The organism is Chelativorans petroleitrophicus (assembly GCF_025398195.1).
GTDB classification, from domain to species: Bacteria; Pseudomonadota; Alphaproteobacteria; order Rhizobiales; family Rhizobiaceae; genus Chelativorans; species Chelativorans petroleitrophicus.
On the sequence record NZ_JAODNV010000010.1, the window covers coordinates 166,796 to 182,326 of the forward strand.

Annotated in this window: 19 protein-coding genes; 15 read left to right on the forward strand and 4 right to left on the reverse strand. The window is 63.7% G+C overall.

Annotated elements, in window-relative coordinates:
- The first annotated feature begins 54 nt into the window (after nt 1–54).
- From nagZ to NYR54_RS10465, 11 genes are all read left to right on the forward strand, one after another.
- Nucleotides 55–1,074: a beta-N-acetylhexosaminidase gene (nagZ, locus tag NYR54_RS10415; protein WP_261515576.1), complete on the forward strand. Its 1,020-nt coding sequence runs from the start codon at nt 55–57 to the stop codon at nt 1,072–1,074.
- A gap of 73 nt (nt 1,075–1,147) precedes the next feature.
- Entirely contained in the window at nt 1,148–1,948 is an 801-nt protein-coding gene (locus NYR54_RS10420) for a segregation and condensation protein A (protein WP_261515577.1), read from the forward strand.
- The gene (scpB, locus tag NYR54_RS10425) at nt 1,945–2,679 is read left to right on the forward strand and encodes an SMC-Scp complex subunit ScpB (RefSeq protein ID WP_261515578.1); all 735 of its coding nucleotides are present in this window, start codon (nt 1,945–1,947) and stop codon (nt 2,677–2,679) included. The genes NYR54_RS10420 and scpB overlap by 4 nt, the downstream gene beginning before the upstream one ends.
- A 49-nt stretch (nt 2,680–2,728) precedes the next feature.
- Entirely contained in the window at nt 2,729–3,832 is a 1,104-nt protein-coding gene (locus NYR54_RS10430) for an ABC transporter ATP-binding protein (protein ID WP_261515579.1), read from the forward strand.
- A gap of 40 nt (nt 3,833–3,872) precedes the next feature.
- Entirely contained in the window at nt 3,873–4,091 is a 219-nt protein-coding gene (locus NYR54_RS10435; protein ID WP_261515580.1) for a twin-arginine translocase TatA/TatE family subunit, read from the forward strand.
- Nucleotides 4,092–4,127: 36 nt separating this feature from the next.
- Nucleotides 4,128–4,697, forward strand: a complete 570-nt coding sequence (tatB, locus tag NYR54_RS10440; RefSeq protein ID WP_261515581.1) for a Sec-independent protein translocase protein TatB — start codon at nt 4,128–4,130, stop codon at nt 4,695–4,697.
- A complete protein-coding gene (gene tatC, locus NYR54_RS10445; RefSeq protein WP_261515582.1) occupies nt 4,694–5,530 on the forward strand; it encodes a twin-arginine translocase subunit TatC in 837 nt (278 codons plus the stop codon). Before tatB ends, tatC begins: the two co-directional genes overlap by 4 nt.
- Nucleotides 5,531–5,587: 57 nt before the next feature.
- Nucleotides 5,588–6,886 carry a serine--tRNA ligase gene (gene serS / locus NYR54_RS10450; protein WP_261515583.1) on the forward strand — a complete coding sequence of 433 codons (1,299 nt, stop codon included), beginning with the start codon at nt 5,588–5,590 and terminating at the stop codon, nt 6,884–6,886.
- Entirely contained in the window at nt 6,887–7,654 is a 768-nt protein-coding gene (gene surE / locus NYR54_RS10455; RefSeq protein ID WP_261515584.1) for a 5'/3'-nucleotidase SurE, read from the forward strand. It abuts the gene before it with no gap.
- The gene (locus NYR54_RS10460; protein WP_261515585.1) at nt 7,651–8,301 is read left to right on the forward strand and encodes a protein-L-isoaspartate(D-aspartate) O-methyltransferase; all 651 of its coding nucleotides are present in this window, start codon (nt 7,651–7,653) and stop codon (nt 8,299–8,301) included. The genes surE and NYR54_RS10460 overlap by 4 nt, the downstream gene beginning before the upstream one ends.
- Before the next feature lie 134 nt (nt 8,302–8,435).
- Nucleotides 8,436–9,650, forward strand: a complete 1,215-nt coding sequence (locus tag NYR54_RS10465; RefSeq protein WP_261515586.1) for a peptidoglycan DD-metalloendopeptidase family protein — start codon at nt 8,436–8,438, stop codon at nt 9,648–9,650.
- 107 nt (nt 9,651–9,757) lie between these two features.
- On the opposite strand, the gene NYR54_RS10470 is transcribed toward NYR54_RS10465, so the two are convergent.
- A complete protein-coding gene (locus NYR54_RS10470; protein WP_261515587.1) occupies nt 9,758–10,318 on the reverse strand; it encodes a type 1 glutamine amidotransferase domain-containing protein in 561 nt (186 codons plus the stop codon).
- Nucleotides 10,319–10,576: 258 nt separating this feature from the next.
- Between NYR54_RS10470 and NYR54_RS10475 the strand changes: the two genes are divergently transcribed.
- Entirely contained in the window at nt 10,577–10,786 is a 210-nt protein-coding gene (locus NYR54_RS10475; protein WP_261515588.1) for a cold-shock protein, read from the forward strand.
- A 108-nt stretch (nt 10,787–10,894) separates the two neighbouring features.
- On the forward strand, nt 10,895–11,137 hold the full coding sequence (locus NYR54_RS10480) for a hypothetical protein (protein WP_261515589.1): 243 nt from the start codon (nt 10,895–10,897) through the stop codon (nt 11,135–11,137).
- Nucleotides 11,138–11,203: 66 nt separating this feature from the next.
- On the opposite strand, the gene NYR54_RS10485 is transcribed toward NYR54_RS10480, so the two are convergent.
- The 3 genes from NYR54_RS10485 to NYR54_RS10495 form a co-directional block, all read right to left on the reverse strand.
- The gene (locus NYR54_RS10485; protein WP_261515639.1) at nt 11,204–12,202 is read right to left on the reverse strand and encodes a GlxA family transcriptional regulator; all 999 of its coding nucleotides are present in this window, start codon (nt 12,200–12,202) and stop codon (nt 11,204–11,206) included.
- A 156-nt stretch (nt 12,203–12,358) separates the two neighbouring features.
- Entirely contained in the window at nt 12,359–12,493 is a 135-nt protein-coding gene (locus NYR54_RS10490; RefSeq protein WP_261515590.1) for a hypothetical protein, read from the reverse strand.
- A gap of 272 nt (nt 12,494–12,765) precedes the next feature.
- Nucleotides 12,766–12,957 carry a hypothetical protein gene (locus NYR54_RS10495; RefSeq protein ID WP_261515591.1) on the reverse strand — a complete coding sequence of 64 codons (192 nt, stop codon included), beginning with the start codon at nt 12,955–12,957 and terminating at the stop codon, nt 12,766–12,768.
- Nucleotides 12,958–13,072: 115 nt separating this feature from the next.
- On the opposite strand from NYR54_RS10495, the gene NYR54_RS10500 reads away from it, so the two are divergent.
- Nucleotides 13,073–13,972 (forward strand): LysR substrate-binding domain-containing protein, encoded by a 900-nt coding sequence (locus NYR54_RS10500; RefSeq protein ID WP_261515593.1) that lies wholly within the window; start codon nt 13,073–13,075, stop codon nt 13,970–13,972.
- Nucleotides 13,973–14,059: 87 nt separating this feature from the next.
- Complete coding sequence (gene ligD, locus NYR54_RS10505; protein WP_261515594.1) at nt 14,060–14,965, forward strand: non-homologous end-joining DNA ligase; 906 nt, start codon at nt 14,060–14,062, stop codon at nt 14,963–14,965.
- Nucleotides 14,966–15,531 lie beyond the last annotated feature (566 nt).

Below are 15,531 nucleotides of genomic sequence, written 5' to 3' on the forward strand. Positions count from 1 at the left end.
GAAAAGAATTCCCCGCGCCGTGCCTAATCCCCTGCTTATGGCTATGCTCGCGTCATGAGCGAATCAAAAGCCATGATCCTCGGCGTGGCCGGGCAGCAGCTTTCGCCTGATGAAGCGGCCTTCTTCCGCAACGAGCGGCCCTGGGGCTTCATCCTGTTTGCGCGCAACATCGCCGAAAGCGGGCAGGTTTCGGACCTGATCGCCGCCCTGCGCGACAGTGTGGACCGGCCGGAGGCACCCGTCTTTGTCGATCAGGAGGGGGGGCGCGTGCAGCGGTTGCGCCCGCCGATTGCCCCAAACTATCCTGCCGCGGCCACGCTCGGCGAGGTCTACCGCAGCGATCCCGAGGCGGGGCTGCGGGCGGCCTGGCTGATGGCGCGGCTGATCGCCTTCGATCTCGCCCGTCTCGGATTTTCCGCCGACTGCCTGCCGGTGCTGGACGTGCCCGTGGCAGGCGCGCACGATGTCATCGGCAACCGCGCCTATTCGGATGATCCGCAGGCTGTTGCGGCCCTCGGCAGGGCGGCGGCGGATGGATTGATGGCGGGCGGTATTCTGCCCGTGATGAAGCACGTCCCCGGCCATGGAAGGGCTGGAGCTGACAGCCACCAGACGCTGCCGCGCGTGGACGCTTCGCTGGAAGAGCTGCGCTCGCGCGACTTCGCGCCCTTCCGCGCACTCGCCCATCTGCCGATGGCGATGACGGCGCATGTGGTCTACACGGCCATCGACCCTGAAAATCCCTCCACCACATCGGCCCCCGTGATCGAGGAGATCGTCCGCGGCGAGATCGGGTTCGACGGCCTTCTGATCAGCGATGACGTGTCCATGAAGGCGCTTTCTGGGGATTATTCGGCCCGCGCAGCGGCAATCCTTGCGGCGGGCTGCGATCTCGTTCTTCATTGCAACGGCTCGATGGACGAGATGCGCGCGGTCGCCAAAGGAACGCCGGAATTGTCGGGCAAGTCTTTGGCACGTGCCGCGCAAGCGCTCTCGGCTCGGCATGCGGCGGACACCACCGAGGAAGAGGTGGCGCGCGCGACGTTCGAGCGGTTGGTGGCGATCGCGGCCTGAAGAATGGGGCAAGACGGCAGTGGCTCAGGGACAGCATACAGCGCAGGCGAAGGGGGCGGGAAAACCCATTCCCATGGACCGGCTGTGGTCCGACGAGGGGCCCGAGCGAGGCCTCTCCGAGCCCGTACTTGCCGTCGATGTCGAAGGTTTTGAAGGCCCGCTCGATCTTCTGCTGCATCTGGCGCGCAACCAGAAGGTGGACCTTGCGCGCATCTCGGTGCTTGCGCTTGCCGAGCAGTATCTGGCCTTCATCGAGCGGGTGCGCCGCATGCGGCTGGAACTTGCGGCCGACTATCTGGTCATGGCCGCGTGGCTTGCCTACCTGAAGTCGCGTCTCCTCATCCCCAAGCAGCAGGGGGATGAGGAGCCCACCGGCGAGGAGATGGCGGCCCTACTCCAGTTCCGCCTCAAGCGGCTGGAAGCCATGCGCGATGCCGCAGCCCGCCTGGTTAACCGCAACCGGCTGGGCCGCGATGTCTTCCCCCGGGGGGCGCCCGAGCCCATCGTAATCGAGAAAAGAAGCGCGTATTCGGCCACGCTCTACGATCTGCTGACTGCCTACGCCAGCCAGCGCCAGCGCCGCGCCATCACGAACGTCCAGATCGCCAAACGGGGTGTCTGGTCGCTCAAGCAGGCGCGCGAAATCCTGGTGCGCATGGTGGGGCGGCTTTCCGACTGGACCGCGCTCGACAGTTTCCTTCTTGCCTATCTAGCAAGCCCGGAGGAGCGCGCGACGGCGACGGCCAGCACATTCGCCGCCACGCTGGAACTGGTACGCGAGGGCGCGCTGGAAATCCGCCAGCAGGAGCCCTTCGCACCCATTTACATGCGACTGGGGCCGAAGAGCGTCGAAGAAGCTGGAAACCTGCCATGAACGAGTCCGGCAGCGTCGTTCCCTTCATCATCGAGGACAAGGATCAGGCCGAGGCTGAGCGTTCCGGTGGCCGCGGCATCGCCTTCGCCGAGGCCAAGCGCATGGCGGAGGCGCTGGTTTTCGCCAGCGCTGCTCCCGTCTCCTCCAAGGCGCTCGCGGAGCGGCTGCCCGATGGGGTGGATGTCCGCGCGGTGATGGAGGAGCTGAGGGAAGATTACGCGAACCGCGGCGTCAATCTCGTCCGGGTGGACGATCATTGGGCCTTCAGGACGGCCGGCGACCTATCCTTCCTCATGAGCCGAGACCAGGTGCAGCAGAAGAAGCTCTCTCGCGCCGCACTCGAGATGCTTGCCGTTATCGCCTATCACCAGCCTGTGACCCGTGCCGAGATCGAGGAAATCCGCGGCGTGGAAACCTCCAAGGGCACGCTCGACCTGCTTCTGGAAACGGGCTGGGTCAAGATGCGCGGCCGCCGACGCACGCCCGGACGCCCGGTGACCTATGGCACGACGCTCGAATTTCTAGACCATTTCGGGCTTGAGGAGCTGCGCGATCTTCCGGGTCTCGACGAACTCAAGGGCGCGGGTCTGCTTTCGCCGCGCATGCCGTCGAACTTCTCCGTTCCGACGCCCCCGGTCGATCCCGACGCCCTTGCGGACGATGAGGACCCGCTGACGGATATCGATTTGGAAGAGCTCGGCCTGTTGACACCGAGAGTCGAGGATGATTGACCCTTGCCGCGGGGCCTGACCCCGGCTGAAAGGGTGAGCGCGCTGGAGAATGAGCGAAACTGTCGAAAAGCCGGCACGTGTAACCGCCGGAGTGACATTTGCCGCGCGCCTCGTGCTCGAACGCATCAGCCATCGTTTCGCGCCGGGGGCGCTAACGCTTGACGATGTGACGCTCGCCGCCGAGCCCGGCGAGGTGCTGTGCCTTCTCGGGCCGTCGGGTTCCGGCAAGACGACGCTTTTGCGCATTGCCGCCGGGATCGAGAGCCAAGAAACGGGCCGCGTGCTCCTCAATGACCGGGAGATCGCCGGCCCCAACGTCTTCCTGCCGCCCGAACAGCGCTCCATCGGCCTCGTCTTCCAGGATTTTGCGCTCTTTCCCCACCTGACCATCCTGGACAATGTGCGCTTCGGCCTCACCGCCCTTTCCCGGGAGGAGGCGCGGCGAGAGGCGCTGATCGCGCTTTCGCGCGTGGGGCTTGAGCGCTATGCATCCTCCTATCCCCATGTGCTTTCGGGCGGCGAGCAGCAGCGCGTGGCGCTGGCGCGGGCTCTGGCGCCGCGCCCGGCCGTGCTGCTCATGGACGAGCCCTTTTCCGGCCTCGATTCCCGGCTGAAGGACACCGTTCGGGCCGAAACGCTGGCCATTCTCCGGCAAAGCCGCGCGACGGCGATCGTCGTCACCCACGACGCGGAAGAGGCGATGCGGCTTGGGGACCGCATCGCGCTCCTCAACAAGGGAAAGCTCGTGCAGGCGGGCACGGCGGAAGAACTCTACCTCAAGCCCGCCAATCTCTTCGTGGCCGGCTTCTTCTCTGAATTGAACGTGTTCGACGCGCGTGTTGCATCGGGCGCCGCCGACACGCCCGTGGGCCGATTTGCCGCACCAGGCCGGGCCGACGGCGAGCCGGTGACCGTGGCCGTGCGCCTGTCAGGTTTCGACGTTTCCGAAGAGAGCGGCGATGTGGAAGCCCGGATTGTCTCGCGCCGCTTCCTGGGCGTGGTGGAGCTTCTGGAACTCGCCGTTCCCGGCAATGACGAGCATGTGCGCGCCCGCGTGCGTGCGGGCCAGTTGCAGCCTGGTGTCCGCGACGTCTGGCTGAAAGTGCGCCCCGCAGACGTACTAGTGTTTGAAAGACGGCGCGAAAGCGCATAAATCAGGATAACGACCGCGCAATCAGGCAAAGAGATCTGTCATGGGTTCCTTCTCGATCTGGCACTGGCTCATCGTGCTTGTGGTGGTGTTGCTCCTCTTCGGACGGGGCAAGATCCCTGAATTGATGGGCGATATGGCCAAGGGCATCAAGAACTTCCGCAAGGGCATGAGCGACGACGACGGCGAAGAGACGAAGACCGTCGAGCATCGCGTGGACGAGCCGGTGGGCGAGACCAAGCAGAAGGCCAGCAAGTCCTGAGTGCCCCTTATCTCGGCTTCGTTCGGATATTAGAGAATGTTTGAGCTCGGCTGGTCCGAAATCCTTGTCATTGCGATCGTGCTGATCGTTGTGGTCGGACCGAAGGATCTTCCGCGCGTCCTGCGCACCTTTGGCCGCACGACGAGCAAGATGCGCGCGATGGCGAACGATTTCCGCCGCCAGTTCGACGAGGCCATGCGAGAGGCGGAACTCGACGAGGTCAAGACCCTCGTCCAGGACGTCAAGAAGCTAGACCCGCGCAACGAGATCAAAAAGCACCTGAGCCCTCTGGAGAAGGCCGGTCACGATATTCGCAGGGAGCTCGATCAGGCTGGAAAGCCGAAAACGCCCAATTCGCCCGTGCCGAAGCAGGATGCTGCGGGCGAATCGGCGAAGTCTGTTCAGCCGGCGGCGCCCGATGCGGTGACCACAGTGGAGAAGGCCCCCAAACCAGCGGCGGACAATGCTTCCTCTGTCGGGGCAAAGCCTGCCGCTGCCAAGAAGGCTGAGACATCCATCGCCAGTAAGCCGGCGGCCAAACCTGCCACGGCAAAGCCGGCGGAGCGCGGCAGCGATAACAAGAAGACAGCGGGAACCGCGACGTGAGTTCCAAAGACGAAGAAGATGAGATCGAAAAGTCGTCCGCGCCGCTCATAGAGCATTTGATCGAGCTGCGCTCCCGCTTGATTTGGGCCATCGCGGCCTTTTTCGTCGCCTTCCTCGTCTGCTTCTTCTTCGCCCGGGAGATCTTCAATCTTCTGGTGATCCCCTTCCAGTGGGCGACGGACTGGGCGGGGCTCGACTCGGAGAAGGTGGATCTCATCTACACCGCGCCGCAGGAATTTTTCTTCACCCAGATCAAGCTGGCGATGTTCGGCGGCATCGTGCTCGCCTTTCCGGTGATCGCCACGCAGATCTACAAATTCGTGGCCCCGGGCCTTTACCGCAACGAAAGGCGCGCCTTCCTGCCTTTCCTCATTGCCTCACCCATCCTGTTTCTTATCGGCGGCGCGCTGGTCTATTTCTTCTTCACCCCCATGGTGATGTGGTTCTTCCTGTCCATGCAGCAGGTGGGGCCCGACAACGAAATCCAGATTTCGCTGCTTCCGCGCGTCTCCGAATATCTCGGCCTCATCATGACGCTGATTCTGTCCTTCGGGCTGGTCTTCCAGCTGCCCGTGGTCACGACGCTGATGGCTCGCGTGGGGCTGCTCAGCGCCGACGGTCTTGTGGACAAGCGTAAATACGCCATCGTGGCGGCCTTCGTGGTTGCCGCCGTTCTCACGCCGCCCGATCCGGTCAGTCAGATCGGTCTTGCGCTGCCCACCATCCTTCTCTACGAGGTCTCCATCTGGAGCGCCCGGATGGTGGAGCGCAAGCGCGAGGAAGAACGGCGCGCCGCCGAGGAGGCGGAGACGAGCGCGGGACCGGCTTCCTGAGTCACCGCGCTTTCCGCCGGGCGCCGTGTTGGCCATCTTTCATGCCCGGATCGGATCATGCTCGACATCAGGTGGATACGCGAGAACCCCGAGGCCCTGGTTGCGGCGCTCGTGAAGCGTGGTGAGGACAAGGCTGCCGCGCGATCCCAGGTGGAGGCGCTCGTTGCCGCCGACGAGGAGCGCCGGGCGCATCTTGTGAGGCTTCAGGAGGCGCAGGAGCGCCGCAACGCCGCCTCCAAGGAGATCGGCAACGCCATGCGAAGCGGTGACCGCGCGCTGGCCGAGAAGCTGAAAGCCGAGGTGGCGGAGCTAAAGACCTTCGTGCAGGAAGGCGAGGCGGAAGAACGCCGCCATGATGAGCGCCTGCGCGATCTGCTCGCCCGCATCCCCAACCTGCCGCTCGATGACGTTCCGGTGGGCGCCGATGAAAGCGGCAATGTCGAAATCCGCAAGGTAGGGAAGCCGGACAGCCCCAACTGGGCGCGCGAGCACTTCGAGATCGGCGAGGCGCTCGGCCTCATGGATTTCGAGCGCGCGGCGAAGCTATCGGGCGCGCGCTTCACCGTTCTCTCCGGCCAGCTCGCGCGGCTCGAACGCGCTCTCGGTCAGTTCATGCTCGACCTGCACACCACCGAGCACGGCTACACGGAGGTGCAGCCGCCGCTTCTCGTGCGCGACGAGACGATGTTCGGCACGGGGCAGCTCCCGAAATTCGCGGAGGATCTGTTTCAGACCACGGACGGGCGCTGGATGATACCCACGGCGGAAGTGCCGCTCACCAACCTCGTCCGCGAGGAGATTCTGGACGCCGAGTCGCTTCCGCTGCGCTTTACCGCGCTTACCCCCTGCTTCCGTTCCGAAGCCGGATCGGCCGGTCGGGACACGCGTGGCATGCTGCGCCAGCATCAGTTCAACAAGGTCGAACTGGTTTCAATCACTGACGCCGAATCCTCGCTCGCCGAACACGAGCGCATGACCGAATGCGCCGAAACCGTGCTCAAGAAGCTCGGCCTGCCGTTCCGCACGGTGGTGCTGTGCACAGGCGACATGGGCTTCGGCGCGCAGAAGACCTATGACATCGAGGTTTGGCTGCCGGGGCAGAAAGCCTACCGCGAAATTTCCTCCTGCTCGGTCTGCGGCGATTTCCAGGCCCGGCGGATGAACGCGCGCTATCGCGTGGCCGGAGAGAAGCAGACCCGCTTGGTGCACACGCTCAACGGCTCCGGCGTCGCGGTCGGCCGCGCGCTGATCGCTGTCATGGAGAACTACCAGAACGAGGATGGCAGCATTAGCATTCCCGAAATCCTGCAGCCTTATATGGGTGGGCTGAAGAGGATCGAGGCGGCGAGGCAATAGGTGCGCATTCTTCTCACCAATGACGACGGCATTCATGCCGAAGGTCTGCAGGTGCTTGAGCGCATCGCGCGCACGCTCTCCGACGACGTCTGGGTGGTGGCGCCCGAAACGGACCAGTCGGGCTACGCCCATTCGCTTTCGCTTTCCGAGCCCTTGCGGATGCGCAAGATCGACGACCGGCATTTCGCCGTGCGCGGCACCCCCACCGACTGCGTCATCATGGGCGTGCGCATGGTGATGGATTCGCCGCCCGATCTGATCCTCTCCGGCGTCAATAACGGCACCAACATCGCCGACGACGTCACCTACTCGGGCACGGTGGCCGGTGCGATCGAGGGCACGCTGCTGAACATCCGCTCGATCGCGCTCAGCCAAGACTACGACTTCACCGACGAAGGACGCCACGTGCCGTGGGACACCACGCTGGCGGTGGCGCCCGATCTTCTAAAGAAGCTGGTGGCGACGGAACTGCCGCCGGGCGTTTTTCTCAACGTCAATTTTCCGCGCTGCGCGCCGCACGAGGTCAAGGGAACGAAGGTCACCTTCCAGGGCAAGCTGGTCCACGGCCTCTGGATCGAGGAGCGCAAGGACGGGCGCGGCTTTCCATATTACTGGCTGCGGTTCGGCCGCAAGGAAGCGCAGATACGCAACGGGTCCGACCAGGCGGCGATCCGAGACGGCTACATCTCCGTCACGCCGCTGCATCTCGATTTCACCGCGCATGAGGTGCGCGACAGGCTGGCAAAGGCAATCGGGAGCGGGCCGTGAGCATACCCGAGGAAGAGCGCGAAGGCTTTGCCGCTTTCATGCTGCGCTTGCGTGCGCGCGGCATCGCCTCCAAGGAACTGTTCACCGCATTCGAGCAGACGCCGCGCGGCAGCTTCGTGCCTGCCGAGTGGAAGGCGGCCGTCTGGTCGAACCGAATGGTCCCCATCGAATGCGGGGAGTCGCTTGAAGCCTGCGACTTGCAGGGAGCGGTGCTGCATGCGCTCGATCTCAAGCCCGGCCTGCGCGTTCTGGAGATCGGCACCGGGTCCGGCTACACGGCCGCCGTGATGGCGCGGATGGTCGAGCGTGTTCTGTCGCTCGACCGCTACAAGACATTGATCGAGGGCGCGCGCTTGCGCCACGAGGCGCTTGGCCTTTCCAACATCTTCCTGTCCCAGGCCGACGGCATGGAGGGAGCCGCCGACGGCCCCTTCGACCGCATCGTCGTCTGGGCGGCGTTCGAGGAGACGCCACGCCGGTTTGTGGACTTCCTGGCCACGGGCGGCGTCATGGTGGCGCCAGTCGGCCCGCCCGATGACGTTCAGATCATGGCCCGTTTCGTGAAGGTCGGCAGCCGCTTCGAGCGCACCGATCTGGAGCCCGTTCGCCTGCAGCCGCTGATGAAAGGCGTGGCACTCGCCCTGTAAGCGGCGCTTTCCTAACCGTCCCAACGCGGAAGTCTTCAAAGCTATTGCTGATTTTTGCAGTGCTTAACGGCCCGGTAAGATTAACACGCTTTAATTGAGGAAGATTCGTCAACGGGAATTTGCGGGTGGCCCTCATGCGTTTCGGCATCTCACGTCAACACGGCTCGGCGCTTGCAAGAGGTGCGGCGGTTCTGGCGATGGGTGCGCTGATGGCGGGATGCAGCGCCGCGAACCTGACGGACGGGCTTACCACCAGTTCCACCGGCACGATGGGTGTGGCCCAGACCAGCCAGCCTTACCCGGGCGATAGGGTGCCGAGGCCGAAAGAGCCTATCGGCATGGAGATGCAGAACACGGCGGCGACATGGACACCGCCGACCGCGCCTTCGTCTTCTTCCTGGTCAAGCTACAGCGTTCCTTCCGCCACTTCGTCTACCGTATCCTCAGCGCCGCTGCCGCCTCCCGCCGCTCCCGGCCAGCCTGCGAGCCAGCCGGCACCAGCGGTAGCCCGGCAGCCGGAGCTAGAGCAGCGCGAGACGCAGGTGGCCGCTCTGCCGAGAGCGCCGGAGCCGCCGCGCGCATCCTCCGGCGGGCTGTCCGGCAACACTTACACGGTCACCGCCGGCGACACGCTTTACTCCGTCTCGCGCAAGACCGGTGTGAGCGTCGATCGACTGAAGCAGGCAAACTCCCTTTCGGGCGACACGATCCGTGTGGGGCAGAAGCTTGTCATCCCCGGCGGTAGCGGTACTGCCATAACAAGCGCCGCCCCGGCACCAGCCAAGCAGCCTGAGCCCGTCAAAACAGCAGCGGTGAAGGCCGAACCGTCGGCCATCAAGCCCGCCCCAAGTCAGGTGGAGACGCCGAAAGCATCGGCCTCAACCACGGCGCCTGTCCAGTCCGAGCCGAAAACGGCCGCTCAGGAAAAACCCGCCGAAGAGCAGGTGGCTTCCCTGCCGCCGCAGGCAACCGGTGTTGACCGCCTGCGCTGGCCGGTGCGCGGCCGTGTGATTTCCGGTTTCGGCAGTGGTTCCGATGGCCGGCCCAATGACGGCATAGACATCGCGGTGCCGGAGGGTACCGCCGTGCACGCGGCCGAAAACGGCGTCGTCATCTATGCGGGGGACGGGCTGAAAGGTTTCGGCAACACGATTCTCGTTAGGCATGAGGACGGCCTCGTGACGGTCTACGGGCACACTTCCGAGATGAAGGTGAAGCGCGGCGATACCGTCCGGCGCGGTCAGGAGATCGCGCTTTCTGGCATGACGGGCGACGCGGACCGGCCGAAGCTTCATTTCGAAGTGCGCAAGGGCACGAGCCCGGTCGATCCGATGACCTATCTCGAATAGGCGGGCGGCGCCGCGCGCGGGTTGACTGTCCTCCCTTCCGGCATTTTCACTCCTGGTGCCTGGAAGGATGAGCGGATAGGCCCCGCGTGCGGCTGCGCGCGCATCAGCTACGCGGCGCGGCGTTCGTGCCGGCCTTCGCGGATTTCCTCCGACAGTTTCTTGCAGAAGACATCGAGATCGCCGGGATTGCGGCTCGTCACCAGCCCCTGATCCGTGACCACTTGGCTGTCCTCCCACAGGCCGCCGGCATTGATGACGTCGGTCTTTATTGAGTGGTAGGAGGTGAGGCGGCGGCCCTTGGCGATTCCGGTTTCTACGAGGAGCCAGGGCGCATGGCAGATGGCGCCCACCACCTTGTCGGCCGTCCAGAAGGCCTTGATGAAGTCGAGAGCCTTCTGTTCGACGCGCAAGAGATCGGGATTGATCTGACCGCCGGGCAGAACAAGAGCGTCGTAGTCTTCGGGGCTCGCCTCGTCGAGCGTTCTGTCCACCTTGACCGGTCTTCCCCAGTCCTTCTTATCCCAGCCCTTGATCTCGCCGGCTTCCAGTGAAATCACGTGGACCTCGGCGCCTGCTCCGCGCAGGCGCTCCAGCGGCACCTCCAGTTCGGATTGCTCAAAGCCATGGGTTGCCAGAATGGCAACCCGCTTGCCGGAAATATCCTGCATCTTACTCTCCATCGTCAGGGGATGGTTGCCCAACGGGGAGCTCGGTTTTGTGTTCCTTGCCGGAGGGCTCAAGAAAATATTTGTTTGTGCACGCCTTGCCGCCGCCGTCGCGCGGCCTATCTAAGGTCTATCGATCTTGCTTGTTGAGCTTTGTTGGCGCCCAGGCGTCCCGGCGACTTCTTTCAATATCGATCTGAACCGCTCATCCCGCACTGGCGTGGTGAGCAAATGCTGTGACCGATTTGAAAGGAAATCGTCATGAACACCGGTACTGTTAAGTTCTTCAATGCCACGCGAGGCTTCGGCTTCATTCAGCCTGATGATGGCGGGCAGGACGTCTTTGTTCACGTCTCCGCCGTCGAGCGCGCGGGTCTTGCCACCATCGTGGAAGGCCAGAAGCTGGGCTTCGATGTGGTCACGGACCGCCGCTCCGGGAAGAATGCCGCGGACAACCTGCGCGCCGCGTAAAGCCATTCCGCCATGTGACCGAGTATCGGCACGCGACGGGAGACGAAGAAAAGGTCGGGCAAGCCCGGCCTTTTTGCGCTTTCAGGCGCTATGAAAAGGACGAAGTCGATGAATCCTGCCATCACCAAGGACACACTGTTCCCACCCCGGAAGACGAACCCCGCAACCAGGGCCGAGGCTACGGATCGCGCAGCGCGCGCGATCATCGAGGAGGAGAAGAAGCAGCGCGAGGCGAAAACGGCGCGCCTGCGGCAAGCCCGCCTCGAGATGGAGGCCCGCCAGCCAAAGCCTGAGCCGGTGAAGTCCCGTAACCGGAGGAAGCCGGCAGGAACGCGCCGCCAGGTGCGTTGATCCGCTTCCGGGCAACTTCAGCCAGTGACGCGCCGCTTAGGGACGCGAACCCACTTCCCTGAATTGCTAGGCCGCCATGAGCTGCTTGCGGTCGGTACGCTCCTGCTGCGGCGAGCGGGCATAAAGCTCGCGGTAGCATTTGGAAAAATGCGAAGCGGAGACGAAGCCGCACGCGACCGCCACTTCGACCACCGGCATGGTCGACTGAAGCAGCAGGTGGCGCGCACGGTCGAGCCGGAGCTCCAGATAGTAGCGCGCCGGAGAGCGGCCCATCTCCTGGCGGAACAGGCGCTCGATCTGGCGCCGCGAGAGGCCCACCGCATCCGCGATTTCCACCAGTGACAGGGGCTCGGAAAGATTGGCTTCCATCAGCTCGATGATGGTGAGCACCTTGGAATTCTGGACGCCGAGCCTTGCCCTGAGCGGTAGGCGCTGGCGATCCGAAGGATTGCGCACCCGGTCCGTCAGCATCTGCTCGCATACGCGGTTGACGAGATTGTCGTCGAAATCCTCGCCGATGAGCTGGAACATCATGTCCATCGCGGCCGTGCCTCCCGCACAGGTGTAGATGTTCGAATCGATCTCGAAGAGATCAGCGAAGACGTTCGCCTTAGGGAATGTTTCGGCAAATCCCGGAAGGTTTTCCCAATGGATGGCGCAACGCTTGTTGGCCAGCAGGCCAGCGGCGGCCAGTATATGGGCACCCGTGCACAGGCCGCCCAGCGCCACGCCGCGATTGTACTCCTCCCGCAGCCAGGCGAAGACCGACTTGTTGGAATAGGACTCCACGTCAAGGCCGCTGCAGACGATGACCATGGAGGGCCTTTCGGCCCCCACCATCATGCGGCGTTCCTCGACAAGCGACGTATCGACGGCGATCTCTATGCCGCTCGAGGCGCGGACGGGGCGGCCATCCACGCTGCACAGCCGCCACCGGTAAGCCTCGAAACCGGCCATGCGGTTGGCCGCGCGAAGCGGTTCCAGAGCTGTCGCAAACGCGACGAGAGTGAAATTAGGGACAAGGAAAAAAACCAGAGAGCGCTTGAGCTGCCTTTCATCCCGCATGTCCCACTGCTCCTCCACGCACCCGATCTTGCCGATGTCGCTGACAGGCAAGCCTTCGTAAAGAACGCCTTGTGTGTCAACGGGGTAGAATGGCGCAGGAAGAAAAATTTTGCCCCGCCCGGTGAGGGCGGGGCAGGGCCTTGGGAGGCGGAAAATTCAGACGAGCATACCGAGGCGCAAGGCGGTGAGCGCCCCGGTCTCGCCGGGCATTGTCCGTTCGAGCCGTTCCCGGTCTCGCATCGAAGGGGCGCCCGTATCGCGGACCCGGCGGAAGATGCGGAGGCGTTTCATGTTCTGCTCCATCAATAACATTGAGCGCGCGACGGGGAACGTAGCGTGCTTGGCCGCCTTCTATGCCTTCTCAAGGGGCACGACCGCCTTAAAACCGAAGCGGGCCATAGGAAATGCGACACGTCCGCGGGGTTTCACTGTCCCGCCCGGCTGGCGCTCCGCGGCTGCGGAAGACGACGCCCGGTGAGCGCCTGCTCGTTGATTTTATCGAACTCGCGCAAGAAGCTGCGCAATGCTTTCAGATACTTCATCTCCAAGTTTCTCCAGAGATGTCACCAGCGCCGCTCGAACAGGGAATCGTGCGGACGTGCATATCCCGGCTGATCCGGGGACTGGGCACGGCGCCAGCCGATGTCCTTCTGAATCTCCAGCGGCAGGCTGCTGATGTAGCGTTCTGTGCGCCGGCGCTCCCACTGGGCAACGCGGCTGTGCAGATAGTTCCTGATCGCGGTGCGGATGGACATGGGCCTTCTCCTTGGCTGATCGCAGTTCCGATTTCGCATTGACTATGGTGCCGTATTGGTTTTCAATCAAACGAAATGAAATGACACTTTAGATCAGCAAAATTGAAGGTACGCTATGAACGCCCCGCTCAACCACCCGCTCCCTCTGCTTGAGCTGGATGTGCTGCGCACATTCGTGGCCATTGCGGAGACGGGAAGCTTCACGGCCGCGGCCAATGCGGTTTTCCGCACGCCCTCGGCGGTTTCGATGCAGATCAAGAAGCTTGAGGATCAGCTCGGGCGGGCGGTTTTCTCGCGCGACGCGCGTTCGGTCACGCTGACGGCCGACGGGGAGATGCTGCTCACCTTTGCCCGGCGTCTGCTGGCGCTCAACCGCGAGGCGGTGTCGAAATTTGTGGCGCCCAGCATCAGCGGCATTGTGCGGCTTGGCTCACCGGACGATTTCGGCGAGCGGGTGCTGCCTAGCGTGCTGAAGCGCTTTGCGCAGTCGCATCCGGCCGTGGCTGTGGATGTTACGATCGACGTGAGCACCAATTTAAGAAAGCGCATGGCTGCGCGGCAGCTCGACATTACGTTGATCACTTGCACCGATGCGAAAATGGAGACCGGCGTCGAGATTCTGCTCAGCGAGCCCATCGTGTGGGCCGGGGCGAGGGGAGGCTGCGCCCATCTGCGTGAACCCCTGCCGGTTTCCATCTGGGAGGAGGGATGCGCCTGGCGCTCGGCCGCGCTTGCCGCACTGGGCGAACAGGGGCGCAGCTATCGCATCGCCTATATGAGCGCGCACACGGCGGGCCAGCGGGCGGCGATCCTGGCTGATCTTGCGATCGCGCCGCTGCCCAAATCCTTCATCGGCGGGGACCTTGTGGAGCTGGGCGAGAATGACGGTCTGCCGCCGATGGGCAATTATCACATCGGCATGATCGTCACGCCTGACGCGTCCGCGCCGGTGCGGGCCGCCGCCGACCATATTCGCGCGACCTTCGAGCTCTTTCACGAGACGGGACACTTTTAAGGCAGCCGGAACCTTCGCGTCCCGTGCCGATTTTCGCAAGGCGGGCCGTCTGTCAGCCGACCCGCCTTTTGAACAGGGAGTAAGGCCATGCAGGAGGAGCGCGAGACCGTTGCCGGCATCTCCCTTTCGAACCCGGGCAAGATGCTGTTCGAAGCGCAGGGGCTCACGAAGCGCGACATCGCCCATCACTATGTCCGCGTGGCCGAGCGGATGCTTCCGGACATCAGGAACCGGCTCATCAGCCTTGTGCGATGCCCGGAAGGCAGCACCCGGGAGTGCTTTTTCCAGAAGCATGCGGGCAGGGGCTTTCCCGAAGCAATCAAGCGGCGGGACATCATCGAGAACGATGGCGACAAGGCCGAATATCTCTTCGTCAGCGATCTGAAGGGCATCATCGCGGCCGTACAGATGAACACGCTCGAGTTTCATATCTGGGGCTCGCGCGTCGACGCTCTGGAGCAGCCGGACCGACTGGTCTTCGATCTGGATCCGGACGAGGGCGTGAGCTTTGCGGATCTGCGTCAGGCCTGTTTCGATCTGCGCGATCGGCTGGCGGCGGCGGGACTTAATACACTGCCTCTCGTTACCGGCGGCAAGGGCGTGCATGTGGTGGCGCCGCTCAACCGGCGTGCCAAGTGGCCCGAGGTGAAGGCATTTGCCCGCGCGATCGCCGAGCGCATGAGCGAGGAAGAACCGGAACGGTTTCTCTCTCAGGCCTCCAAGGCAAAGCGCAAGAACCGCATCTTTATCGACTGGCTGAGGAACGAGCGCGGGGCCACGGCCATCGCGCCCTATTCGACGCGGGCGAGGCCCGGCGCCCCCATCGCCACGCCCGTATCCTGGAACGAACTCGCCCGGCTTGAGGCGGCGAACACCTTCCGGATCGGCGATATGGACAAGCGGCTGCGCGAGCCGGACCCCTGGGCCGAAGCCTCCGCCTGGCGGCAGTCGATTACGAGGAAGATGCTGGAAAGGGCGGGTGTGGCGGCGTGAATGCTACCGATCCGCCACTGCGGGGACGCTGGCTACAGCCGGTGCGGAACAACTTTTCATTCAAAGAAACAATAACGAAATTCCTCCGCGGGAGGCCATAGAGATGCCGTCAGAAATCAGAAGAGGAAATCTCACAGAATGGGTAATACCACATCCTCGAATGGAATCGGTCGGCATGGCTACACGCCTCCCACTCCGCCTCGTCGCGAGGAGGAAATAGACAGATCGAGATACAGCGGCAGGGTGGTCAGCTCCTCGTCCTTCTGCCCAATCCTTACGCACCGAACGATCCCCGGGCATACATCCGCGTTGATCCGCTGCCATCCTACGAGCAGCTGTTTTCGAATGCGCCTCCACCATACGGTGCCCGTGGTGATCGCCGTGCTGGTGGGCGTCATCAGGATGCTCCGCCGCCCTACAGCGCTATTGCTGGCAATCCCGGCGTCGCGCCGCCGCCGTACAGCGCGGGGATGCGCCAGTCCGACAACGGGCTTGCTTCCCGGTCACAGAACCCCTGGGAGGTACGTTCCGACCAGCGGGACGGCAATAATGCCTCGCTGCGGGAG